The sequence below is a fragment of the Mesorhizobium sp. B2-4-18 genome, assembly GCF_006441385.1.
Classification (GTDB): Bacteria; Pseudomonadota; Alphaproteobacteria; order Rhizobiales; family Rhizobiaceae; genus Mesorhizobium; species Mesorhizobium australicum.
The window spans coordinates 111,063-135,636 of record NZ_VFUW01000001.1 but is presented as its reverse complement, the minus strand read 5'-3'; the positions used below and the strand labels follow the sequence as shown (position 1 = coordinate 135,636).

Below are 24,574 nucleotides of genomic sequence, written 5' to 3'. Positions count from 1 at the left end.
TCGTGAGCGAAGAGATCAGCGTCGCCGGCGCTTACAACAAAGGCAGCATCATCTTCATGGGAATGAAGATCCTGGTTGCGCCCGGTGCACTGGTGCCGCGGCCGGAAACAGAGCTGCTCGGCTCCATTGCCGTAGATGTCCTGCGCGCAATGGACCTGCCGGCGCCGCGTGTCGTCGACATGTGCTGTGGCGCCGGCAACCTGGCCTGCGCGATCGCTAGCCATATCCAATCCGCCCGAGTTTGGGCCTGCGATCTTACCGACGGCTGTATCGACGCGGCGCGGCGAAATGTCGTTCATCATGGCTTGACTGACCGGATTTCAGTGCATCAGGGTGATTTGTTCGAAGGCGTGTCCGGACTGGAGCTCAACGGCACGCTTGATGCCATCGTCTGCAATCCGCCCTACATTTCGGAGAAGCGGCTCGAGGGTGATCGCCGCCATCTGGTCGTGCTTGAGCCGCGAGAGGCATTCGCGGCCGGTCCTTATGGGCTCAGCATTCATATGCGGGTCGTCAAGGACGCGCTGCGCTACCTCCGACCAGGCGGCGTCCTGCTGTTCGAGGTGGGGCTTGGTCAGGACCGCCAGGTCATAAGTCTTCTGGAGCGCAGCAAGGGCTACGAGCAGATACGCACCTTCGCCAACCATGCCGGTGAAGTGCGGGTGGTCCTGGCAGGGGCCAGGCGGCAGGCATGACCGCGTTCGGCCGGTATCGGGCCGACCGTCCAGATCATTGCTTCTTGCGCCAGATCATTTCTTCTTGCGAACGATGAACCGCGCGATTCCTTGAATCGAATCGAGGTTTTCCGGCAGGAGTTCACTGTCTTCCACTGTGATGCCGAAAGTCTCTTCGATGAACCCGATCACCTCGAGCACTCCGGTCGAGTCGACGATCCCCTGATCGAGCAATGATGCGGTGAGGGATAGCGCCTTGACGTCCGCGATGTAGAAATTCGAGGCCAGGAAGCTGCGGATCTGGTTGATATGAATGTCGTCGCTTTCCGCGGCCGATATCATGGAATCCATCTAATCCATCCTCCGTTGCAAAGGCGACTTGCGATCGCGCGTCTGGAAACAATCTACGACAGGGCCGCTTTCTTGAGTTTTCCGGTATCGGTCATCGGCAGGCTGGGCACGATGACGATGGTCTTTGGCACCATGAAACTCTCCAGCCGTTTCCGGCACTCCATCAGGAGCTGCCTTTCGCCGACAATTCTTCCCTGCTCGATGACGACGAATGCTTTGACAGCTTGCCCGAGGAGGTCGTCGGGAACACCGATGACCGCGGCTTCCTTCACCCCAGGGACGTCCATCAGCACGCTTTCCACCTCTTTGGGAGCGACCTTTTCGCCTCGTGATTTTATGATCTCGTCACCACGGCCGACGAAGTACAAATAGCCTTCAGCGTCCATCCGGCAGTAGTCGCCCGTGTAGAGGACCTGCTCGCCCGGCAGCGGCCCCGGCTTCAGCTTCCTTGCCGTGGCCTCTGGCTTGCCCCAATAGCCTTTCATCACCGTTGCGCCGCGAACTACAAGTTGGCCAACGACGCCCGGACCGACCCGCCTGCCACTCTCGTCGACGATCCACACTTCTGTGTTGGGAATGGCAATGCCTACGCTGAGGGGCTTTCGCCCGAGATCGTCGGGCGGCAGATAGCTGCAGCGTTTGCATTCGGTGAGGCCGTACATGGAATAGATGCGTGCGCCCGAAAACAGCTCCCTGAGCATGGCAATCTGCTTGAGCGGCAGGGCGGCCGCGGTATTGGTGACATAGCGGATGCTCGCGAAATCGTTGCTCTTCAGCGATCTGAGTTCCGCAAGCGCCGCGAAGATCGTGGGCACGCCCGGAAAACCTGTGATCTGCTCGTCCTTGATGACCTGAAGGATCTGCGCCGGAAAGGCGAAGGAGCGCTCGAGGACGAGCCGTGCGCCGGTGCGAAAGGCCATGATCATCTGATAGAGCCCGTAGTCGAAGGCGAGGGGCAGAACGTTGAGGATCACCTCATCCTCACGCAGCTCCAGATAGGAGGCGATCGATGCGCACGCGGCAGTCATGTTGCCGTGCGTCAACATGACCCCCTTGGGTTCGCCGGTGGATCCGGAGGTGTAGACGATGGCGGCGAGATCGATGTCGATCGATTTGCGCGGCGGCGCAACAGAAGGTCCTTCGATGATCGTGTCCCAACGCACGGCGTGCGGCAATCGGTTGAACTCGGCCTCGTCGACCGGCCCAGAGACAATCACCGCCCGCAGCGAGTGACAGTCGCGCGACGGCTGGGAGAATATCGAGTGCAGATGGCTGTCCGTGATCAGCGCCGCTGGCAGGCAATCGTTGAGCAGGTAATGAAGCTTCTCGCTTTTCGTAAGCGGGTTGACGATGCAGACCACGGCGTTCGCCTTGAGGACCGCCCAGAAGCTGACGACGGTTTCGACCGTATTGTCGGCGAAGATCATGACGCGGTCGCCGCGCTCGACGCCGGCCGCAGCCAGGAAATGCGCGATCCTGTCGGAGCGCTCATCGATCTCCGCGTAGGTGACGCGTTGCTTGCCGGCCACCAACGCGACCTTGCCGCCAAGCCGGCCGGCGGAATGGATGAGGTAGTCCTGCAGGAGTGGTACGGCGCCGTGGATCATGCCAGGACCCTTTCCCGCTGTTCGTGATCAACGTCGATCCTGAGCTCGGCTTTGTCCGCTCCGCGTGGGCGGCTCGCGATGAACTGCTGATGCAGAAGCTGGGTCGACAACACGCCGACCAGTGCCATGTTGTCGGAGTTGGAGAGATCGCCGTCGCCGGCCTTGGACCGGCACTTTCCAAGCAGGAAAGCCACCGATTTCGGATCGAAGACATTTGCCGCGCGCAATGCCGTGTCCGACAGTGCTTCGCGAATGTAATCTGGTGCATCATGACCAACGAAACTAAGCGCGTTTGGCGCCCTGTAGGGCTGCTTCGTGCGGGCAACGACTTGCGGTGGCACGATCGGCTGCGCCACTCGCTTGAGCACGTGCTTTTCGTCGAGGACGCGCAACTTGTAAGCATCCGGAAGCGAATTCGCGAGCGCCACGACATCGTCGTCGAGATAGGGGAAGCGCCCCTCGACCGAGTGTGCCATCAGCATCCTGTCGCCCTGCGAGGAGAGCAGGTAGCCCGACATCAGCGTTCGGATTTCGAGATACTGGTCCTGGGCAAGGAAGCTCCATCGCGAAAATTCGGCGGGGAGAGGGGCGAGCAGTTCGGAGACTGCATTGCGGTGCTGCGAGGCGCCGCGCATGTCGGGGCAGAATAGGCGCTTGATGGCGCTCGTGGTGCGCCAGCGCGTGTCATGTGCAAAGCCGGGCCTGTCGCAGGCATCAAGATCGCGCCCGAAGAACTGTCGCGCCATGGCCTGTTGGTGCACCGGTGAGCGCGACAGATAGGGGTAGAGTCGCTCAAGCAGTCGCGCACGCCGGCTCGAAGCAGGTTGACGCCCCCAGAAGCGGCGAACCTTGCCTTCGCGGAAAAGGTCGTAGCCGGCGAACATCTCGTCGGCGCCTTCCCCTGTCAGCACAACCTTGATGCCGCGCTCGCGGACCAACTTGGACAGAAGGAAGAGCGGGGCCGGCGCCGTCCTCAGGATTGGCCGCTCGGCGTGGTAGACGACCTCGGGAAAAACCGCTGCAATGTCGCGGCGGGAAATCACCACCTCGTGGTGCTCGCTCGCGGTCGCGGCGGCGACCAGGCGCTGGAAATAGGTCTCGTCGTATTCGGCGTCGGCAAAACGCAAGGAGAATGTCTGGAAGCGCTCCCCCGCGAAACGTCTCCCGAGCGCCGCGACAAGCGAGCTGTCGAGCCCACCGGACAAATAGCAGCCCACCGGCACGTCGGCCTGCACCATCCGCAGCGCCGTCGCGGCTTCGAGCGCACCGCGGACCGCCTCGACGGCATCATCGCACGAGCCGGTGAACCATTCAGGGTCGGAAGCGGAAATTCGGGGATAATGCGGCTCCCAGAAGGCCGTCTCCCGTGCCACGCCACCTTCATAGAGCCGGATATGTCCAGGCTGCAGTTCCTTGACGCCTTCGAAGACGCTCTGCGGCGGGATCACCGTCCAGAATGTGAACGTCTGATCGATTCCTGCCGGATCAAAGGCGCGAGGAATCGCTGTTTCCGCGGCGAAAATGGCTTTGACTTCGCTTGCAAAGAAGACGCGGCCGCCGTGCTCGCAATAATACAGCGGGCAGATGCCGTAGCGATCACGCGACAGGGTCAGGCGGCCGGCAGCAGAGTCCCATATCGCGACTGCCCATTGACCATTCATCCGCCCAAAGGCGGCCTGGCCCCAGGCCTGGTAAGCATGGAGCACGACTTCCGTGTCGCTACGCGTGCGGAAGCGGTGACCAAGCGCGATCAACTTGTCACGCAATTCGACGTAGTTGAAGATTTCACCGTTGAAGACGATCCATGTCAGGCCGCTCACGTCGGCGAGTGGCTGCTGGCCGTGCAGCAGGTCGACCACGGACAGGCGGGCATGCGCCAAACCCGCACGTCGTTCGCGGTACAGCCCCCGCTCGTCGGGTCCGCGGTGTGCGAGCGCGCCCACCATACGCAACAGCGCTTCCCGCGAAGGAGGTGGGGCAGTGGCGCTCAGCGCGACAATTCCGGCGATCCCGCACATCCGTCAGTCCACCGTCATTGGCACCGAAGGCAAAGGCTGGGCGTGCAGATAGCGCGCCGCTCGACGCTTGGCTTCGATATCCTTGAAGACCTTCTGGACCTCGTCTGGTGACAACCCGGCAACATCAGCGACCTCATCGGCGCAGATGCCATGGTTCACGCCGTAGAGGCATAGGTCCGTCTGATGATAGGGCAGGGCGAAGTAGAACTCCTCCTGGCTCTGCGCCATGGAGAAGGTGTCGGTCGTCGGCGGCCTGCGCCGGATCTCCCCGTCCACACCGAGATATTCCGCCAGTTGATAGACCTGCGTCTTGTAGAGGTGGACGATCGGCATCAGGTCAGCGATTCCGTCGCCTTGCTTGACGAAAAAACCCTGATCATATTCGAGCCGGTTAGGCGTGCCCGCCACCGCATAGCCGAGACGGTCCGCGTGATAGTACTCAGTCATCTTGCGAATGCGCTGCTTGTAATTGGTCGCGGCCACTATCTGCAGATAGGCCGCTCCTGACAGGCGCACGGTATCGATCTTCCCCTGGGGATCCTGAACGGTGAGACGGGTGATATTGAGGCCTTTGCTCTCCAGCACCGAGGTCAGCACCAGCTTGCATTTCCACCCTTCGCCGTAGTCCGGAACAACGGTGCGAATGGCCTCTATCTGCCGGCTATAGGCACCGATGGCGTCGAGAGCCGGCGCAATGTCCTCGGCGATGGTGTCGATGCCCAGCTGACCGGCGATAACGCGCCCCAGCCTCAGCGAGTCCCCGGACGAGTCACGCTCCGGCATGAAGATCCCGAGCACCCTGTCCTTGCCGAAGGCAGCCACGCACAACGACGCGACCACCGAACTGTCGATGCCGCCTGAGAGCCCGACCACCACTCCGCGCCGGCGGAGCGCGACCAATACCTGCTCGCGCACGGATGCTACGATGCGGTCGACCTCCGCGGCCGCATCCAGTGCCAGAACATCCTTGCCGAACCGCGAAGTCACGCGAAGCTGCCTTTCATGGTTGAAGACTCGGCCGGCGAATAAGTGCGAGCGACCGCCTCCTCGATCAGCGGACGATTGACGCCGATGTGAGGCTCGACGACCAGATCAATGTGGTTGCCGGCAATCGGGATGACCTGCAGGTCCGCGAACACCCGATCCCATCCGATCGCAAGAGGCATTCCCGGTCGCGCGCAACGGAACAGCGTTCCGGTGATCGGGAGCACCGTTCTTGGCTGCTCCAACCAACGGAAGAAGGCCTGCGCACGCAAGACTTCCTGCAACTCCAGCTTGATGCGGAAGCTGGTTGCGTTGAATTGTCCTCGGGAAAAGTGGTCGATGGCTTGGGCAAGACGAGCTTCCTGGCCGACCTTGACCGTGAGCTTCGCCAAAACACGGCAAGCCATTCGATAGGGTGACATGCGGTTGGATCGGACCCGGCGCAAGGTGCGGGTGATTGTCTCCCAGGGACGGCTCCGCTCGCCAGCCAGGCTGGTGTCGAGGATACCGACAAACTTCACGGACCTTCCCTCCTTCAGCAGGCGCACGGCAACTTCGAATGCGACGGCTCCGCCGAGCGAGTGGCCGAGAAGCCTTACATGGCCCGACGGCTGGATGCGGTTGATCTGTTCAAGCGCGGCGTCCACCATGGCGGCAAGATCGTTCTGGCCGCTGAGAATGGTCGCGAGGCTGGGATATCTTATCGGACGGACCGTTGCGACTTTGCCCATGGCTGAGGCGAAGGCTGCAAGACTAGGCCCATAGCCCACGGAGCCGGGAAACAGAAAGAGAAAAGGCCGATCATGCTCCAGCACATGATCGGGCGCATTGCCGGCTTGTGCGGACGCGACCGCGCTGACCATCGCTTCGGCGCTCATCCCGACGGTAAATGCCTCAAGATCCAGTTCCTGGCCGATTTCGTTCTCGATCTCCATGACGCAGTGGAGCAGCTTCAGCGAGTCCCCTCCCGCTTCATCCCATCGCCCGACGGCTGCCCGCGTGTTGAGGACCCTGGTCCAGGCATTCTGCACTGCTTGATGGGCCTTGAGATCGCTGCCTGAAATCGGTGGATCGGCAACTTGGGTAGGCTTCTTGGCCAGAAGATCCATTTTCCCGAGTTTCGCCACATCTATTTTTCCGCCCGCCAGGCGCGGAATGTCCTCTACCCTGTGGAGCCGAAGCGGCCGCAATGGCGGCGGTAGCGTCTTTGCAAGCAGCTGGCGAAGGTCGTCGGCGAAGGCCGGACCGGCGGAATTCCTGGGGATCGCGAAAGCGACCAGTTCGTTGGCCTCGGTCACGATCGTCACCGCATCCTCGACTGACGAGGCGGAGCGCAGGATCCTCTCGACTTCGGCCGGCTCGATGCGCCGACCGTTGATCTTTATCTGGCGCCCCTTGCGGCCGACGATCCTCAGCAGGCCCCGATTGTCCAATTGGACGAGATCGCCGGTCGCGAATATCCGTTGACTTGGATCATCGGGATCCGCCTCGGCAGGGATGACGGTGCCGTTTTCCCAGTGGCCGAGCAAGACGTAGGGGCTCTTGATGACGAGTTCCCCGCTTCCGCCCCGCGGTACGCTGTCACCGTCCTCGTTGACGATCGCAAAAGCTATTCCTGGCAAGAGCCGGCCGACCGGCACGGACGTTTGGTTCTTTGGTTGAACGCGAGGCAGAAACCATTGTGACCCGGTCGTCTCGGTTGACGAGTAGCCGATCTGTACGAGGCAATGAGCAGGAATCGCCTTTCGCAAAAGGGCAATGTCGGTCCAAAGCACTTTCTCGCCGCCGACGCGGACCACCCTGAGCGATCCGAACGCATCGGCGGGGGCATTGGCCATGAGGGCGCGAAGCAGCGCGGGCACGAGGTAAGTAAGCGTCGCGCCAACCTGCTGCATTCGCTCGCGAACCGCACGCAGGCCGATCGCTTCCACGTCGACCATATGCAAAGTGGCGCCGCACAGGACCGAAGTCAGGATTTCTCGACATCCGGCTATGGTGGCCGGCCCGGTCAAGGGGAGGAAGACATCGTCGGAATTGATGTGACACGCATCGGCATATTGGTGCACCCGCCAGAGCAGGCTGCGCTGGCTGTTGACTATGCCCTTTGGAGATCCGGTGCTGCCAGACGTGTAAAGAACCATCGCCGGTGCATCGACGGATACGGCAGGCAATTGCGTCGATGACAGCGGCGCCGTCGACTCGGGGCTGGCAGTCACATCGATCCACCGGATGTCCTCGGGTAAACCCGCATGCCGGTGTCCAACGCCAAGAATGGCGCGGAGCCGCGCGACGCCGACAATCTCGTTGACACGGGCGATTGGGTCCCGGGCGTTGAGGGGAACCGAAATCCTTCCCGCCGCCATGCTCGCCAGGACAGCAACGATGTACCAGACGGAGTTTGGTTGATAAATTCCGATCGGCTGCCCCACGGGAACGACGGCAGCGATCCGGCGGGACAGGACTTCGACGGCAGTTGCAAGCTCGAAGTACGACAGTTGATTCACGCCGTCATGCACAGCGGCTTTTTCGGAATATTGGGCCGTGACTTTCTTGAGCTGATCGGCAATCCCGACATCTGCAAATGCCGGGCCCAACTTCTGATGAAGGCGCAGCGCCGGGCCACCTTGATCCAGGGCGTAGGCCGGGACGTCTATCCATCTGCGGGAGGGCCGAGAATCCTGGTGATGGTCCTGATCCGCTGCTGGTGCATTCAAATACGCCGGGAGCATGGCTTGCCTGGGTTTACGGTTGATACCCGGTTATGAGCTTGCAAGAGGGGGAATTCATCGATCATTCTGATGATGAACAAGGCACGGAAAGAGATTAGGCGTCGGGTTTCCTTGCCACGGGCGCAGCGTTGGAACCGATCCGCTGTTGATCTGTTGTTTACCCAGCGTGGAGATGTCCCCTCAACTCCTAGCCGATCGCCCGCTGCACTCCCCCGAGGCAGTGGGCTTTCTTTTTCAATTGGAAATCGCGGGCTCTCGAACAAGCCTGTCAGGCGAGATGAGCCGCTGCTGTAAATAGGATTTAGCGTCTTCCCGAGAGACCTGGAGGCTTCCGTCAGGTGCTGTCCTTGTATGACTTCGCCGCCTCATCGATCTTGCGCCAATCGTTGCCGTGGCGACGTACCAGCTCCCTTGCCTGAGCGGGCGACAGGTCATGCGTTTCGACGACATGCCGGACCTCCGCGTCCTCGCCCTTCAAGGGACGTGTACGACGCCTCTTGGTCGGTTGATCCCCCATTTCTCCATCTCGCCTTGACACGATCGTTTCCTCCGGTGTCGCAAACAAGCTGCGAGTAGGGAAAAGGTTTCACTGTTGGGTGCACGAAGCCCCAATAGCCTCTGCGGTACGGCAGTTGTCTTGCCGAAGGCATCAATTCCGCCCAAGCGCGGCGTCCCGTAAAGTAACTGAAGCGGAGAGGGATTGGTGTGCCTCGGACAGTGACCATTCACTTGCGATCCAGCACCTTACGGATCTTCTCTGCCAATTCGTCAATCGTGTAGGGCTTGGTTAAAAGCTCCGTTCCAAAATCAAGTGTGCCGTTGTGGACAATCGCGTTTCGTGTGTAGCCGGTGGTGTAGAGCACTTTTAGCGACGGGTGCATGCTCTTGACCTGATCCACCAGTTCCCGGCCGGACATCTCCGGCATGACGACGTCAGTGAACAGAAGCGACGGCACTTGCCCGCTTGCGACGGCCGCCAGCGCGTCCCGCGGCCCTTGCATTTCCAACACGGAATAGCCCAGTTCCCGCAGCGCCTCCGCAGCCATCAGCCGGACGCGATCTTCATCCTCGACAACCATGATGATCTCGTCCTCACTGCCGGGGTGCTCGCCCGCCACGGACTCGGCCGGGCTGTCGACCACGTCGCCGTGCGAGCGCGGCAGATAGATTTTCAAAGTGGTTCCGATACCCTGCTCGGAATAGATCTTGACGCTGCCGCCGGACTGGCGAACAAATCCATAAACCTGGCTGAGCCCCAGCCCGGTGCCTTTGCCAACCCCCTTTGTGGTGAAGAACGGATCGAAGGCTCTGGCCAACACGTCAGCGGTCATGCCGGTTCCGGTGTCCGTGACAGCTATCATCACATACTGGCCGGAGGGTATTGCGTTTTCTCTCGCATACCGGTCGTCGACATGGGCATTGGATGTCTCGATGGTCAGCCTTCCACCAGCGGGCATGGCATCCCGCGCGTTGACGCAAAGGTTGAGCAACGCGCTTTCCAGCTGCCCTGCGTCGACTTCCACATGCCAAAGTCCCGCGGCGAGCACGGTCTCGATTTGGATTGTCTCCCCAAGCGTCCGGCTCAGCAATTCACTCATATCCGAGACGAGGCGATTTGGATTCAGGCGCTTGGGCGCCAGAGGTTGCTGGCGAGAGAAGGCAAGCAGCCGCTTGGTAAGTTCTGCAGCACGTTGGGCTCCATCGATCGCGCCGGTCACGAACTGGTGGACGTTGGTATCGCCGTTTCTGAGCTTGCGCTGCACAAGGTTCAGTCCGCCGATGATGACAGCCAGCATATTGTTGAAGTCGTGCGCGATGCCACCGGTAAGCTGTCCGACAGCTTCCATCTTCTGGGCCTGCCGCAGGTGCTCTTCTGCTCTGGTGCGTTCGGCGACTTCGTCCATGACACGTTGTTCAAGGGTGCCATTGAGCGTCTGCAGCGCCTTGAACAGTCGAGAATTGTCGATTGCCGTCGCGGCATGGCCCGCAAGCCCCAGCAAGGCCTTCTCTTGCTGTTCGGCGAAGACGCCGATCTCTGCATGACCAAAGAAGAGGCCGCCCAGCACCTCTCCCGAACGCGAGACGACCGGTACCGCAAGATAGGAACGCACTGGCAGATGGCCCTCCGGCATTCCCTTGCGGGGCCAGTTCTTGCCGTAGCGGGGGTCGGCGAGGATGTCGTCGGAGCGCACCACGCTTGTCCCGCGGAAAGTGGGGTCGAACACCGCCGTGTTGCGAGGCATTGGAAAATTTTCGAACGCGGAGCGAGGTGCGCCCGACAGGGCGTAGAGCATGTAGCTGTCGCCCTTGTCGTCGATCACATTGTAGAAGAAAGCTCCGAATTGTGCGCCCGACAGCGCTACGCCGGCATCAGTTACCGTTTGAACAATCCGCTCCACGTCGAGCTCGGCCGCTACCGCGGCAGCGGTGACGTTCATCATCTGAAGCTGATGCTCCACCCGCTTTCGCGCGGTGATATCCATGACGGTACCAATGAAGCGGACCGCGCGCCCTGACTGGAAAAGCGACTCGCCCGCTGCCGCAATCCAGCGTTCCTTGCCGTCGTGCAAGCCGACCGTCCGATATTCGATGTCGTAGCGGGAAGACGTGCCCGGCGCGAGCGCCTGGCGTACGGCCTCGTCGGCGCGGGCCCGATCTTCTGGATGAATACCCGCCAGGAACGCGCTTTCATATGTTACCTCCGCGTCTGGCGGGAGGCCGAAAAGGGCTTTGCACCGGTCATCCCACCGCAGCGCCTTGGTGACGGGATCGTAGTCCCAGGTCCCGATAGCGGCTGCGTCCGTGGCAAGCCGGAGGCGCTCCTCACTGGCCCGGGCCGCCTGTTCCGAGCGAACGCGCTCGATGTGAGCCCAGGACCGCTCCGTCACCTCCGTCAGCAAGGACAGTTCGCGCTGTGACCAGACGCGGGGCTGCTTGTCGTGAATGGCCATCAGGGCGGTCAGCCGGCCCTGTTTTACCAAGGGCATGCAGATGGTTGCCGTTATGCCGATGTCCTGAAAGGTCTTTGCCTCCTCGGGCGCGATTTCCTCGAGGTTGTTGTTGATGATGAGCGGCCGATTGGCGCTGAGATTGGTGACCGCCAGGCGACCAAAATCGGTAAGACTGTAGTACCCTCTGATGCTGGGCGAGCCGGGTGCGCTCCAGTCGCCACGGATGGTGAAATGGTCCCGGTCCTGCTCCATGTCGGCGTAGGCGCAAATCGAGACGGCAAGATGTTCGCCCAACAGACGAGTGGTGATCGCCATGACGGCGTCGGCGTCGGCCGCGAGGGCAATCTCCCTTCCAAGACGGTCGAGAAAAGCCAGGCGTTCGGCGTTCTCACGCAGCGCTCGCTCAGCGCGAAGCCGCTCGATGGCGGTACGCGTCCGGTCCGCCACTTCCGAAATAAGGGCAACCTCCTCCTTGGCCCAGCGTCTGGGCGCGGAGTGGTTCAGGTATAGCAGCGCCACCAAACCGCCATGCTCGGTAACCGGCATGTTGATGACGGATTGGGCGCTGATGGCTTTGAGAGCCTCTGCATGATCCCTTGTTCGCGGGTCTGTCTCGGCATTTTCGAAGACAACGGTGTCGCCCCGCTTCAAGTCCTCGATATACGAGCCGTAGTTCCTGAAATTCAGGGTCCCAGCCAGGCTTTTGATGCCTGGCGCGTTCCAATCCCTCTCGATCGTGATGGTTTCTTTCTCAAGATCGATCGTGCCGTATCCGGCTCGGCTGACATCGAAATGTCTCCCTACCAGTTCCGCGGCAGCGTGGGCCAGTTCGGCAGGATCAGTAATCTCGCGAATCCGGTCGCCCAGCGCCGCCAACAGCTCGAAGCGCTGCAGTTCAGATTGACGATCGCCTGAAGTGACCCCCATATCGCCCCCGTTTTGCCCGGACTGGATAATGCAGTTGACGGCCAAGAGTTCCATTGCGGCCCGCACGCGGTCGTGCGGCTTCCATTGGGCGTGGCGCTAGCCGCGTCGCTATACGCAATTGGATCTTTTGTGCGCGAACTTGCCTCGGTCCATCATAGGTTAGCGACACGTCGTGCGCTGTGCCGCATAAGCGAGAGGTCAGCGGGCATGTAACGGGCTCCGCTGCTTGGGAGACCATCGCACTCTCGCTCGTTTGGAGACGCTTGATGCTTGACCGACCCATTCGCACGGATACCCTCTACCCGAATGACCTGGACACGCTTCGCGCGGTCTTCGACGCGATGTGCCAGGAGTTTGCCATTTTGCCGGACACCGCGGCGGCTCACTCCATCGCGAGAGAGCTGATCAGGCTGTTCCAGACCGGGATCACGGAATCGGCCATGCTGATGATTGCCGTGCGCGCGCGTTGGCAGGACGACTGGCAAACGGAAGCCAGCAACGCTGCCTGACCTCCGGTTCAGGCACGCACAATCGGTGCATCCTTTTCGAAACGGTGGCGTTGACCGTCACCCTGCCAGCAATGGCCGATCCGTTATCACCACCGACAGGAGGGATCGATGCCGAAATTTCGCTTCGAGTTTATCGAAGGCATGTCCCAGCCTGCAATCTTCGCCGACATGGCTGATCGGGATGAGGCCATCAAAGAGGCGAAGCGCGCAGCCAAGGAGGCCATGCTTGACGGAATTATCGATGGCGCGGACCCGACCAACTGGGTGACGAAAGTCTACGACGAGGCGGGTTATCTCGTCGTCACACTTGGATTCCAGGATCTGGTCGCCGCCCCCGAGGATTCGCAACGATTAAGAGAGGCGGACGAACCTGGCGTCATGCGGTCTGGCTGAAGCCCGATGTCTCGGTTCACCGGGGCCAGTCGAGTTCGATCCAGGCTGGCGCGTGATCGCTTGGCTTGTCCCATCCCCGTACCGTCTCATCCACGCCCGCGCCGGCCAGCCTGTTCGTGAGCGAGGGGCTCACGAGAAGATGGTCCATGCGAAGGCCGGAGCTGCGGTCGTAACCGCCCCGATAGGAAAAATTCCAGTAGGTATAGACGCCTCTCTCGGGACGGATCAGCCTGACGGCATCGGTCCAGCCATCGGCAAGCAGGTCGGCGTAAGCCTGTCGGCTCTCCGGGAAGTAGACGGCGTCGCCCAGCCATCGTGCCGGAACCGCGGCGTCGATCGGCGCCGGCACCACGTTGTAGTCGCCGCAAAGCAGGCTGGCGGGCGCGTCCTTGATCAGGAGCCGTCCGTAGTCGATCAGCCGCTCGAACCAGCGGAGCTTATAGTCGAACTTCGGACCAGGCGCCGGGTTGCCGTTGGGCAGGTATAGGCAACCAACGACGAGACCGTCGATCTCCGCCTCGATGTAACGGCTATGCGTGTCATCGGCGTCACCGGGCAACCCGCGCCGACGCTCATGCGGCTGCTTGCCCCGAGCGAGAATGGCTACGCCGTTGTACGACTTCTGTCCGTGCCATATCGCCCCGTAGCCGGCGTTGCTGATGGCATCGGCAGGAAACTTTTCGTCCGATGTTTTCAATTCCTGGAGACAGATGATGTCGTGGTGCGTCTCACCCAGCCATTTGAGTAGAACCGGCAATCGACCGTTGACGCCGTTTACGTTAAAGGTAGCGACCCGGATCATCTGAAGCCTTGAGGCATCCATTCATAAAACGGCGCTCCCCGTTTGAGCGAGTTCGGCAGCGCCCTTTGTCGGCGGCCTCAGCTCTTCACTCATATCATTCATGGCCTGCGAGCCGCCCGACGTCGTTTGAGGACGAGGTCAACGGTTGTGTTTCGCAGGTGCTCACCTTGTCCGTCAGGATTAACCCCGAAGCGGTAAGAAGGTTTCGACGCCGAGCAGGACCGGTGTGACAACGAGATCGAAGCTCTCTGGCTGCGGCTGAAGCCGGCCGGGCTTATGCGGTCTCTCCGCGTGTCGTGCTGGAACATCGAACGAACCAGATAGTTCGCCGCTGATGAAGCAAACCTGCGGTGAAAGCCATGCCGGTCACCCGCTCGCCGACGCTGAAGATGTGCTGATCGTCGGAGGCGGGCCAGCGGGACTGACCGCAGCCCAATATCTCGCCCGTTTTCGCCATCGCGTGCTGGTGGTCGATGCCGGCCAGCCCCGTGCCGCTCTGATCCCGAAGAGCCATAATTGTCCGGGCTTTCCCGAAGGGATAAGTGGCCCCGACCTTCTCGATCGGCTTGGCCGCCACGCGAGCTTGTACGGAGCAACCTTGATGCGGGGGCAGGTGTTTTCGCTGGCCGCTGGCGAGGGAGGCTTTGATGCTGAGACCTCGATCGGCGCAATCCGCGCGCGTAAGGTTTTCCTGTCGACCGGGATTGTCGACACGACACCCGAATTGCCCCGCTTGGCGGAGGCAATCGCGGCCGGTGTCGTTCGGCTTTGTCCGGTGTGCGACGGATATGAGGTGATCGACCGGAAGATAGCGGTCGTGGGGCAGGGTGACAGAGCCTTGCACGAGGCCATTTTCCTCAGCCGATTCACACCACACGTAACGATGCTGGGGACCCATGCATCGGACTTTTCAACCAGCACGCGTCGCGCGGCGGGCGAAAGAGGGATAGTCATCCGTCACACTCTCGACAGGCTCAGCCCGGCTGCTGACGGTTGTGCGGCGATTTTGCAGGATGGAGCGACCTGCCGCTTCGATGCAGTCTACGCGGCCTTGGGATGCAAGGTGCGCTCGCACCTCGCCCTGGCCGTCGGCGCGAGATGTTGCGCGGAGGGCTACGTCACGGTCGATGAGCACCAGCAGACTTCCGTCGCCGGCATGTACGCCATCGGCGACGTTGTGAAAGCGCTGAATCAGATTGCGGTCGCGTTTGGACAAGCTGCCATCGCCGCGTCCCATGCCCATAGAGAGCTTACCGCCTAGGCCGTTTGAGCCGGCTACAAAGCGTCGTCTTTGTCCAGCGGAACAAGCCGCCACTCCGAAGGTTTGGGCAGGCAGGGCACCGGGCAGGGCAGTTGCTGGCAGGCATGGGCATGGCGTTCGACAGGGATGGACCGAAGCTATCGACCGTGCTGCTCATCGCCGCATTATCGGCACTTGCCGGGTACAATCACGCCCGCGCCAAACGTGCGCTTGTTGGCCGGGCGCACGGCCATGTCATGGAGGTTGACGGTCTTCGCCTGCATTTTATCGAAGCCGGCACCGGCATGCCGCTCATTCTGCTGCATGGAAACGGATCCATGGCACAGGATTTCAAGTCGAGCGGCATCTTCGATCAGGCGGCAAAAACCTATCGGGTACTCGCATTTGATCGGCCGGGCTTCGGGCGAAGCACGCGGTCGCGCGGCCGGCGGTGGTCTGCCCGCGACCAAGCCGATCTCATACATGCCGCCGCCGGCAGGCTGGGTATCGAGAACTACATCGTGCTTGGACATTCGTGGGGCGCTTGGGTAGCCCTCGAATTGGCGCGCAGGCATTCTCGTTCGGTTGCCGGCGTCGTGCTGGTCTCCGGCTATTACTATCCGCCGCCGCGGCTTGATCTTGCGCTGGCCGCCCTCCCGGCTCTGCCATTCGTCGGCACCGCGTTTCGCCACACCTTGCTGCCGGTGCTTGTGAGGCTTGCCTGGCCTTGGACGATGCAGAAGATCTTCCACCCAGCGGATGTCGCTGCCGACTTCGCCGTTCTCGCAAAAGATATCGCCAGCCGCCCTTCCCAACTGCGGGCGGTGTGTTCGGAATCGGCATCGATGCTGGCGGCGGCCCTGCTGACGAAGGCCAGCTACACGGACATTGGTGTCCCGACAGGCATCCTGGCGGGTTCTGGAGACCGGCTGTTCGACGCCGAGGGGGAGGCACGACGCCTGCATGCGGAGGTCGGTGGGTCCCTCCTCGACGTCGTTGAGGGCGCCGGCCATATGGTTCATCAGAGCGCCCCGGGGGCGGTGATCGCCATGGTGGACACGATTGCAGGACGGCACTCCTCGTCTGAAGAGACCGGCGGCCATGAGCCCGCGAGTTCAGGCGGTGCAGCCTCGCCGGACGTGCCAGGCGGGCGATGAGCAACGCTCGGACGACATTGGCCGCCAAACCGGGCTTTCAAAGATGAACGATCAGCATCCCGCCGACATGCAGTCGGTCCTTCAGCAGAACATACAGGCTCTGGTCGACCACAGGCGACAACAGGAGGAGCACCAAGGCGTTCAGGTGCGAATTGCCGGCATCATTTCGCGCTTCGCGGGAAGCATGCCTTTTGTCTATTTGCATCTCGCAATTCTGGTCGCCTGGATCCTTGCGAACCTTGGCCTGATACCGGCCGTCCCAGCTTGGGACCCAACTTTTGTGATCCTGGCCATGGTGGCTTCGGTCGAGGCGATCTTCCTGTCCACCTTCGTGCTGATCAACCAAAACAGGATGGCCGAACACAGCGAGCGCCGAGCGGAGCTGGATCTGCAGATCAGCCTTCTCAACGAGCACGAAACCACGAGGCTCATCGAAATGGTGGCTGCTTTGACGGAGCGCCTCAATGTCTCCACACCGGCCGATCAGGAGCTGCCGCAACTGGCCGAGAATGTCGATCCCCGGCAGGTGATGACGGAAATCCAGCAAGCTTCTGGAGATCAGGAGAAATCTTGAGCAAAAACGAAATGCCCCGCATTGGAGGCGGGCTGCCGCGGAGGCTAATCGAATAAGAGCCTACATCCAGAGGAACATTCGCTGCACTTCAAGGTTCGGTCGCGGGCCTACAATCCTCCCTTGTCTTGGCCTTCGAGGCTGTCGAAGCAGCTTCAGCCCGTCTCGGCTTTCCGAGGCGGGCTTCTCATGACTCCGCCGCGAGGTCGCGGTGACAACAGGCCGATGCGTGTCATATGGAACCAAGTTGACGCCGAGATCGTAGTAGCGGTGGCGACTTGGGGATATCCCGGATGAGCGATGGCGTTGTTCTGATCGTCGAAGACGAGACGATGATACTGCTCGACCTCGAGTCAGCTTTGGAGGAGGCTGGCTTTCAGGTCGTCGGCGTTCGAAATGCTGCCGAGGCGCTGGCGGCCTTCGACCCCGATCCCACCAGGTTCAAGGCCGTGCTCACCGACATCCGTTTGGGGCCGGGACAATCCGGGTGGGAGATCGCCCGGCATTTGCGTAGGTCCAACTCGACCATCCCAGTTGTCTATATGAGCGGCGACAGCGCGGTACACTGGGGAGCGGAAGGAGTGCCCAACAGCATTATGATCACCAAGCCCTTCTTTCTGCCGCAAATCATAACCGCCGTTTCGCAGCTTTTAAACGCTCGGCAAGCCCCAGAAACTCACATCTAGCGCTGATAAGCTTTTTCTCCTTCCACGAAAACCCATGGAACATTCTGTCCCGACCAGCGTTAGGGCGCGCCGGAGAATCCTTATTGTAGGTTTCTTGCAGTGCATGGGCGGGATGAAATGCATAGGGATGCCTATACCCCATCGGAACTTGCCGTACTGAGCCGTGTCCTTGCACGCAGCAATCTCAAGAACGAGACTGAAGCCGAGAGAGAACGGCGCGCATCGCGCATCCTTGCTTACTACCAAGCCGGGATCACGGACGAGAACGAGCTTGAACAGCTGTCCCGGCAGCCGCTGGGAAGATGACGACTGAGCGTCCGTGTCTCGGCAAGCATGCACTTATTCGTCGAGCTTTCGGTCGAGTTCGTCGAGCAATGACCGATGCTCGCGCGGCATGTCAGCGTCTGTCGGTAAGTCCAGCAACTGGCGAAGCTGGCGACGACTGGCGTCCGATGCAATCCACTGACGTATGAGACGGGCTATGGCCTTCTGTTGCGCCTTGCCGATTTCTTCCATGTTGGGAACCCGAGCTTGTCCGAGGGTCGAACTCGGCGGATCCCCTCATGGTTCCCTGTCATGGATAACAAACCGGCGGTTGAGCTATGGGCCACCTCAAGGCAAGCGATGTGTGGCTGCCTGAAAGGCATCCCGAATTTTTTGCCTTGAACACGGCCGCTTTGCTCACCGTCAATTCGATTTTTCAGGCGTGGCTTCCGCCGGGACGCCCGACAGGACAGCCATTCTTGTCCTCGCATCCTGTATCCGGCCCTTGATGGTGGCTGTGTCGCAATCGCAGATGTCGGCGGCGTCTTCATAGGACAGTCCGAGCATGCAAACCAGAACGATGGCCTGCCGCTCCGGATCCGCCAGGAGGTCAATGGCACGCGCTACCCTGGGGCCGGCTTCCATCTGTTCCTGTGTGTCGGTGGCAAAAGGTTCCGACAAGCAACTCGCCGACCCTCGAGCCTGGGGGGCTGTGCCTTCAAGCCTGGCCAAGGAAGCCCTGCGCATGGTGGCGAAGATCCAGGGCTTTACCCGGCTTCCATCAAGACCATCGAGATCTGCAATCCCTTTGACCAATGTTTCTCGAACAAGATTGTCAGCTTCGTCGATGCTGCCGCTGAGCGACCGTGCGAATGCCCGCAATGCGGGAACAAGGTCGACCAGGTTCGTCTGTTCGCCAGAACCTGGCAAGGACGAGCCGCCAGGGTAGGTAACGGGCTGTGTCTGCTCCACAAGCGCCGGATCGGAAGCTTCGAGCTTGCGACGGTGTTCAGCCATCACACCGATCCTCCAGAGACATGGGACCTCTTTCGTGTCGGTCTGATCTGGTGGGGTGAAGGGTCCAAGAAGCGACAATTGTCATGTTTTGCTCCAGGCTGATACTCGGGCCCGTCATCAGCAGGGTCCTGCGTGCGAGCAAGGGTGCATTGTCCCCCGGCACGCACAGACCCAATTAATCCGGTCGCCGACTAGGCGCACTTACATAGATTAAAGCGCCCACCCACTTGCATTCATGGATCTACTCCATGACCGAGCACTGAGTGATCTATGGCTCGCGGCCCTTCGAGAGTTCTCGCTCGATGCAGTCCGATGGCCATGTTGAAGCTGGTTGGGTGGGGGGCTGATCCGATAATGGCGCGAAAATCGGCCGAATTCATCTCATCAATTTGATCTGAAGCGAGAGGCTTAGCCGCAGAACCTTGTCGCCATTTTCATCACGCACCTCGACAAACAATTTCTGTCCGTCGACGCTTTTCAATGCGTCTCTCGTAAGATCGATAAGGCCTTCGAATCCGACTCGGCGCACCTCTTCCAGGCCAGTGCATTCGACACCTATCTCATCCTGCAAGACCAAATCGCGATCGCCGGTGTCAAAGAAAAATCGTGCCATGGGAGAGCTTCCGTCACCACTAATCTGCCGGGTTCTTTTGATGCAGGTAAGTCGTGTCGAAATCCCCTGCGTGAGTGAGGCCGGGCCAGTCGATTGCATGCATTCTCGACCCCGTGGTGGCGATCAGGCCTTCACGTCGTAGTTCCTGAAGCATTCGGTTGACGTGGACCGTCGACAAACCCAATGCGTCGCCAAGTGCGGCTTGGGTTATGGGAATATCCGCAATGTGATCCTGAATGCGTCCGACCGCCCGCAAGCGAAATATGAGTTCGCACAAAATGTGAGCCATGCGGGTGTAAGCCTCACGTCTTCCAACGTTGGTGACCCACTCCCTGTACATCGCGGCGTCGATCAGCGTCGACCGCCAGAAAGCGGTGGCGATGCGAGGGTGCTGGTCACAGATGCTGCGTAGAACATCGTGTCGCATGAAGCCCACTCGGGCCGGCGTCATGGTCGAGAAATTACAATCCATGACCGACAGATGCAGCCCGTGCAGATCGGGAATGTCCCCGGCCACGAAGAAAGACGTGATCTGTCGCTTTCCTTCGCTTGTGTATTTGGTGGACCCGACCAAACCGTCCAGGACGACAAACGAGTAAACAGGATGGTCACCCTCACGCACCAGGTCGTGGTTGGCCGAAAAATCTTTCTCCTGAATCGGTATGCTTTTCAAAACCGCGATTTCGGCTTCTCGAATGTCCGAGATGGTCTGAAGCTTGCGGATAAGTACATCCGAGGACGAAGAGGGGGACAAAATGGCTACCTAGCTGATGTTGCCCACCGAACTTTTATCCCAGCCAAAAGTTCCGGATGGCGGTGAAATCCGAATGAGCAGAACCTGGTTTGCCAAAGGCGCGATCAAAACCGCAGCCCATGGAACAAACGCACCCACGGCTTTGTACGTTTTCATACCTAACGCAGCTCCGCCGGAACGTAGGGTAGGCATTCGCGGTTACGTCGGACTCTTCGGGGAGTTCGCCATGGATGAGCCTAAGACAGCTTTCATTGATCGCCTGATCAAGGAAACCAGCGTCAGCGAAAAAGACGCCCGCGAACTGATAGCCCTCCTAGGGCTCAATTGGTCGTCCTTGGTCCGGGAAGCGAAGCTCCTGAAGCCACAGGCCCACGGTGCCTCTTATATGAGCGTGGACGGCGGCGGCGTCTCTGATTTCCAAACGAATTCTAACCAGGTCTCCGAGCAAGGCGGCCATTCTAGCCCGCTGGTCGGCAAGGCTGACACGTAGCGCCCGCGCCATCACGAGCTCGTTCAAAGTCCTTGTGGAGACTCTGGAAGCATGGCCGGCTAAACGGCCATCGTCGGCGGCGGTGACCGCTGCCAACAGAAGCGGCTCATCGAGAGCCGCATCGTTGGCGCGTTGCTCCATAGAACGCAAGACCGCGCGCGCTGCCACTGCCTGCAACACTTTATCCGCCCCCAAGGAACGGGGTGGTTCCACTGACGTTCTCCGACGATGGCAAGGTGAGACCTCAGTGAACAGACCCATTTCGCGGACGGAAATCATCGAAGAAATGGATCACCCGTCGAATGACGGGGACCTCGCGAGAGACCAGGGCGCCTCGCCTTCCGCCGCAATCGCGGCGGCGCTGGCCGACTCCCTTGAGAGCGGTCCAAACAAGCATATTGTCCATATAGCCGCCTCGGAACGCAGTGCCGAAGAGACCGCTGCGGCTTTGCGTCAGTTTCTGCCGAGCGCGGACGTCATCTTCCTGCCGTCCTGGGATTGCCTGCCTTACGACAGGGTATGGCCGACACGCGCCAATATGGGGCGGAGGCTTCGCGCTCTGCGTGAGATCGCAAGCGAGCCAAAACGTCCGCGCATCGTGGTTCTGTCGATCGAGACCACGCTCCAGCGGGTGCCGCCCGCACCAGTCATTGCTGGCGGTTTTACAATTCTGGAACTCGGACAAAAGTTCGACCCGGATGGTTTCCGAACGAGAGCCGAGGCGATTGGATACGGTGTCGATGAAAGGGTCGACGAACCGGGCGAGATAGCTTTTCGGGGCGACCTCATGGACATATTCCCTGCTGGCGCCGATCACCCGGTTCGTGTCGTCATCGGTCCAGATAGCTGCATCCGGGAACTCAAGACCTATGACCCCATCAGCCAGCTTAGCGAACACTCGCGCGAGTCGGTCACGGTTGGGCCAGCATCCGAGTTGATTTTCGCAACGGGGGATCATCCTGAGTTGGCAGCGATGCGCGCGACGTCGATGGAAGAACGCCTCGTCGCGTTGTACGGCAGCATGCCGTCGGTCTTCGATGTGGCATCCGGCGCCTGTGTCTCCATCGCGGAAGGTCTCGAAGGCGCGCCGCTCGACCGCTTCCTGGGCCTGATCGAAGATGCTCGTGGTGCGAGGCAGGAGGTTGCCGCGCCCGCCAAACCCTTGCCGGAACAGTTTTACCTGTCGCGTCAAGAATGGGACGTCGCAGTCCGTAAACGCCACGGCACGAGTCTCGCCGTTTCTGCCGCGCGAGTTCCCAAATTCTTCCAGCAGGTGCGATCCGGGCATCAGTTCGCCGAATTTGTGGAAAGGCAGACAAGGTTGGGTGTCACCGTGGCATTCGCGGGCGAAACCTCCGAACTGCAGCGAGCCGATCGTCTGCTCGATCGGAAGCTTGGTCGGCGAATGGGGGAAGTGGCTGACTGGCCGCGGATCCGTTCGGCCCCAAGGGGCTCTCTTCTCAAGGCCGAGATCGTTCTCGACGAAGGGTTTGTCGACGAGCAATCAGGAATCGCGGTGGTGGCCGCGGCCGACCTGTTTGGCCACGCCGTGAAAGCAAATGGCGGCGCGGCCACCAGCATACTCGAACCCGAGTTGCGCATCGGCGACGTCGTCGTCCATGAGGACCATGGCCTGGCCATGTTGGTGGCGGTCGAACAGGTCGAGTTGGCCGGTGAGCAGCAGGATGTCGCCAGGCTGGAATATCAGGACGGAGCTTCCTTGCTGGTTCCGGTCGGTGAGTTTGGGCGGATATGGCGCTACGGGTCGGAACCCGGTGCAGTGCCGCTCGATCGCTTGAACAGCGATGGGTGGCTCAACCGACGCAAGGCGGCGCTGCGCGATATCGACAGGCTGGCCAAGCGCTTGAGGGACCTTGCCAATGCCAGGTCCAGCCGGCCTGCCGCGATCATAAAACCCTCTCGCGCCGACCTTGCCCGATTCGCGGCGCGGTTTCCTTATACCGAGACTCCCGACCAGGCTGCCGCCATTAGCGACGTACTCGGCGACCTGTCGTCGGGGAGAACAATGAATCGCCTTGTCTGCGGCGACGTCGGCTTCGGCAAGACAGAGGTGGCCCTGCGGGCCTGCGCCGCCGCGGCCCTCTGCGGGAAGCAGGTGGCGGTGATAGCGCCAACAACGGTGTTGGCACGTCAGCACTACGAGACGTTCAGCAGAAGATTTGCGGGAACCGGCCTCGACGTCGCCCACCTCTCGAGAATGGTCGGAGCGGCGGAGGCGAGAGCGGTGAAGGAGCGGCTGCGGAGCGGTCAGGTCGCGGTGGTTGTGGGTACCCAGGCCCTGGCGGCCAAGAGCGTCAGCTTCGCCAATCTCGGGCTGCTGGTGATCGACGAGGAGCACCGGTTCGGTGTCAAGCTGAAGCAGGCGCTGCGGAACATGGCGCCCCGCCTTCATACGCTGAGCATGAGCGCCACGCCGATACCGCGGACGCTGCAATCGGCGATGTCAGGCGTCCAGGAGGTCAGCGTCCTCAACTCTCCGCCCGCCAAAAGACGTCCCGTTCGCACCATCCTGGCGCCCTTCGATCCAGCTTCGGCAAGAGCCGCCCTTTTGCGCGAGTTTCGTCGGGGCGGACAGAGCTTCCTGGTGGTTCCGCGCATCGAAGACATCGATCCGGTTCGCCTGCAGCTAAACAGACTGGTGCCGGAACTCGCGGTCAAGACGGCGCATGGCGAAATGAAAGGGAGACAACTGGACGACATCATGGTCGGGTTCGCTAACGGTGACGGCGACGTCCTGTTGAGCACCGACATCATCGAGAGCGGCCTCGACGTGCCGCGGGCCAACACCATACTGATCTGGCGAGCGGACAGGTTCGGTCTGGCACAGCTGCACCAGCTTCGCGGCCGGGTCGGAAGGGGGGCGGTGCAGGCTATTGCTCTTCTTCTGACCGAGCCTGGCGTCGAACTGGCCGAAGGCACAAGAGCCCGACTTTCGACCATGATTGCGCTCGATCGGCTTGGCTCCGGCCTTGCGATCAGCCAAAGGGACCTCGACCTGCGCGGGGCAGGAGACCTTTTCGGCGAAGATCAAGCCGGACACATGAAGCTGATCGGAGCAGGCCTTTACCAACATTTTCTGCAGCGGGCGGTCTCGCTGGCTGCGGGAGGGGCCGATACCGACAAGCAGCTTGCCGACATCAACGGCGCCGGAAAAGGGGCCTTTCCCGAAAGTTACGTCAACGAGCCGACGGTGCGCGTCAGCCTCTATGCGAGGCTGTCTCGTTTAGCTGCCGAGACGGACCTCGATGCATTCGGCGAAGAGCTTGAGGACCGCTTTGGAGACATGCCCGGCGAAGTGGCGGATTTACTGGAACTGACCAGGTTGCGCATAGCCGCGGCGGACCTGGGCATCAGCAAAGTCGATGTGGGACCAGAAGGGATCGCGATTACCTTCCGCAAGAAGCCGGTGGCATCAAAATGGCGCTTTAAAAACGCACAGGGCTTCGAGTTCCGCAACGGCCGGCTGATTTTCAGGCCCCCGATCCAGTCTCGCGGCTCAGGTATCGATGCCGTCCGCTCGGTGCTCGGTGCCTTGCGTGCGGCCCGGCCGGCGCGGCGCCGCCCATGATGGGTTCGCTCGGATCACCGGTTCCAGATCGTGGGGAAAGTCCGGCGCTTCGATGGGCAGTTCGTCAGCCGGCGTTCTTTCCCTTTGAGTCACGGCCGGAGCATTTCGGCGACCTCGATGAGGATATCCTTGACGAAGTGATTGATCTGGGCGCCCATCTACCGCGAGCCTGTTGTCTCCGATGGCGTCCGAACTTGCTGCCCGAACCAAAGTTCCCGCCTGAGACGCGTGACGAGGCGAGCGAAAGT

General features: G+C 60.9%; 21 protein-coding genes. 9 read left to right on the top strand and 12 right to left on the bottom strand.

All coding sequences use genetic code 11. The features are described 5' to 3' along the window. Nucleotides 1-2 precede the first annotated feature (2 nt). Nucleotides 3-695, top strand: a complete 693-nt coding sequence (locus tag FJ527_RS00645; protein ID WP_140821179.1) for a class I SAM-dependent methyltransferase — start codon at nt 3-5, stop codon at nt 693-695. A gap of 54 nt (nt 696-749) precedes the next feature. Here the strand turns inward: FJ527_RS00645 and FJ527_RS00640 are convergent, their stop codons facing one another. From FJ527_RS00640 to FJ527_RS00615, 7 genes are all read right to left on the bottom strand, one after another. Next, complete coding sequence (locus FJ527_RS00640; protein WP_023771446.1) at nt 750-1,016, bottom strand: acyl carrier protein; 267 nt, start codon at nt 1,014-1,016, stop codon at nt 750-752. A gap of 62 nt (nt 1,017-1,078) precedes the next feature. After that, nucleotides 1,079-2,632: an AMP-binding protein gene (locus FJ527_RS00635; RefSeq protein WP_181166257.1), complete on the bottom strand. Its 1,554-nt coding sequence runs from the start codon at nt 2,630-2,632 to the stop codon at nt 1,079-1,081. After that, entirely contained in the window at nt 2,629-4,650 is a 2,022-nt protein-coding gene (gene asnB, locus FJ527_RS00630; protein WP_140821177.1) for an asparagine synthase (glutamine-hydrolyzing), read from the bottom strand. The genes FJ527_RS00635 and asnB overlap by 4 nt, the downstream gene beginning before the upstream one ends. Nucleotides 4,651-4,653: 3 nt before the next feature. Next, nucleotides 4,654-5,637 carry an NAD(+) synthase gene (nadE, locus tag FJ527_RS00625; RefSeq protein ID WP_140821175.1) on the bottom strand — a complete coding sequence of 328 codons (984 nt, stop codon included), beginning with the start codon at nt 5,635-5,637 and terminating at the stop codon, nt 4,654-4,656. Then, nucleotides 5,634-8,363, bottom strand: coding sequence for an AMP-binding protein (locus FJ527_RS00620; RefSeq protein ID WP_140790221.1), 2,730 nt, complete (start codon nt 8,361-8,363; stop codon nt 5,634-5,636). Before FJ527_RS00620 ends, nadE begins: the two co-directional genes overlap by 4 nt. A 334-nt stretch (nt 8,364-8,697) precedes the next feature. Beyond that, nucleotides 8,698-8,841 carry a hypothetical protein gene (locus tag FJ527_RS29225; RefSeq protein ID WP_167331116.1) on the bottom strand — a complete coding sequence of 48 codons (144 nt, stop codon included), beginning with the start codon at nt 8,839-8,841 and terminating at the stop codon, nt 8,698-8,700. A gap of 247 nt (nt 8,842-9,088) precedes the next feature. Next, nucleotides 9,089-12,241: a GAF domain-containing protein gene (locus FJ527_RS00615; RefSeq protein ID WP_140615397.1), complete on the bottom strand. Its 3,153-nt coding sequence runs from the start codon at nt 12,239-12,241 to the stop codon at nt 9,089-9,091. A gap of 266 nt (nt 12,242-12,507) precedes the next feature. Here FJ527_RS00615 and FJ527_RS00610 point away from each other — a divergent pair, with 266 nt between their 5' ends. Together FJ527_RS00610 and FJ527_RS00605 are read left to right on the top strand one after the other, a co-directional pair. Next, nucleotides 12,508-12,750, top strand: coding sequence for a hypothetical protein (locus tag FJ527_RS00610; protein ID WP_015316406.1), 243 nt, complete (start codon nt 12,508-12,510; stop codon nt 12,748-12,750). Between the two features lie 108 nt (nt 12,751-12,858). Further along, complete coding sequence (locus tag FJ527_RS00605; RefSeq protein ID WP_140614627.1) at nt 12,859-13,143, top strand: hypothetical protein; 285 nt, start codon at nt 12,859-12,861, stop codon at nt 13,141-13,143. A 16-nt stretch (nt 13,144-13,159) separates the two neighbouring features. Here FJ527_RS00605 and xth read toward each other — a convergent pair whose 3' ends face one another. Next, complete coding sequence (gene xth, locus FJ527_RS00600; RefSeq protein ID WP_224531226.1) at nt 13,160-13,966, bottom strand: exodeoxyribonuclease III; 807 nt, start codon at nt 13,964-13,966, stop codon at nt 13,160-13,162. Nucleotides 13,967-14,279: 313 nt separating this feature from the next. On the opposite strand from xth, the gene FJ527_RS00595 reads away from it, so the two are divergent. From FJ527_RS00595 to FJ527_RS00580, 4 genes are all read left to right on the top strand, one after another. Continuing rightward, nucleotides 14,280-15,206 (top strand): NAD(P)/FAD-dependent oxidoreductase, encoded by a 927-nt coding sequence (locus FJ527_RS00595; RefSeq protein WP_015316409.1) that lies wholly within the window; start codon nt 14,280-14,282, stop codon nt 15,204-15,206. A 146-nt stretch (nt 15,207-15,352) separates the two neighbouring features. Continuing rightward, entirely contained in the window at nt 15,353-16,342 is a 990-nt protein-coding gene (locus FJ527_RS00590; protein WP_246677665.1) for an alpha/beta hydrolase, read from the top strand. Between the two features lie 43 nt (nt 16,343-16,385). Further along, complete coding sequence (locus tag FJ527_RS00585; protein ID WP_140725922.1) at nt 16,386-16,916, top strand: DUF1003 domain-containing protein; 531 nt, start codon at nt 16,386-16,388, stop codon at nt 16,914-16,916. A gap of 290 nt (nt 16,917-17,206) precedes the next feature. Beyond that, on the top strand, nt 17,207-17,599 hold the full coding sequence (locus FJ527_RS00580; protein ID WP_015316412.1) for a response regulator: 393 nt from the start codon (nt 17,207-17,209) through the stop codon (nt 17,597-17,599). Between the two features lie 339 nt (nt 17,600-17,938). On the opposite strand, the gene FJ527_RS29220 is transcribed toward FJ527_RS00580, so the two are convergent. From FJ527_RS29220 to FJ527_RS00560, 4 genes are all read right to left on the bottom strand, one after another. Then, entirely contained in the window at nt 17,939-18,115 is a 177-nt protein-coding gene (locus FJ527_RS29220; RefSeq protein WP_157163632.1) for a hypothetical protein, read from the bottom strand. Between the two features lie 171 nt (nt 18,116-18,286). After that, the gene (locus FJ527_RS00570; RefSeq protein WP_140790229.1) at nt 18,287-18,880 is read right to left on the bottom strand and encodes a sigma factor-like helix-turn-helix DNA-binding protein; all 594 of its coding nucleotides are present in this window, start codon (nt 18,878-18,880) and stop codon (nt 18,287-18,289) included. 376 nt (nt 18,881-19,256) lie between these two features. After that, entirely contained in the window at nt 19,257-19,493 is a 237-nt protein-coding gene (locus FJ527_RS00565; RefSeq protein WP_140660820.1) for a hypothetical protein, read from the bottom strand. A gap of 19 nt (nt 19,494-19,512) precedes the next feature. After that, a complete protein-coding gene (locus FJ527_RS00560; RefSeq protein WP_015316416.1) occupies nt 19,513-20,247 on the bottom strand; it encodes a Crp/Fnr family transcriptional regulator in 735 nt (244 codons plus the stop codon). Nucleotides 20,248-20,263: 16 nt separating this feature from the next. On the opposite strand from FJ527_RS00560, the gene FJ527_RS29215 reads away from it, so the two are divergent. Continuing rightward, nucleotides 20,264-20,737: a hypothetical protein gene (locus FJ527_RS29215; protein ID WP_181166256.1), complete on the top strand. Its 474-nt coding sequence runs from the start codon at nt 20,264-20,266 to the stop codon at nt 20,735-20,737. Between the two features lie 247 nt (nt 20,738-20,984). Next, nucleotides 20,985-24,326, top strand: coding sequence for a DEAD/DEAH box helicase (locus FJ527_RS00550; protein ID WP_181166255.1), 3,342 nt, complete (start codon nt 20,985-20,987; stop codon nt 24,324-24,326). Nucleotides 24,327-24,574 lie beyond the last annotated feature (248 nt).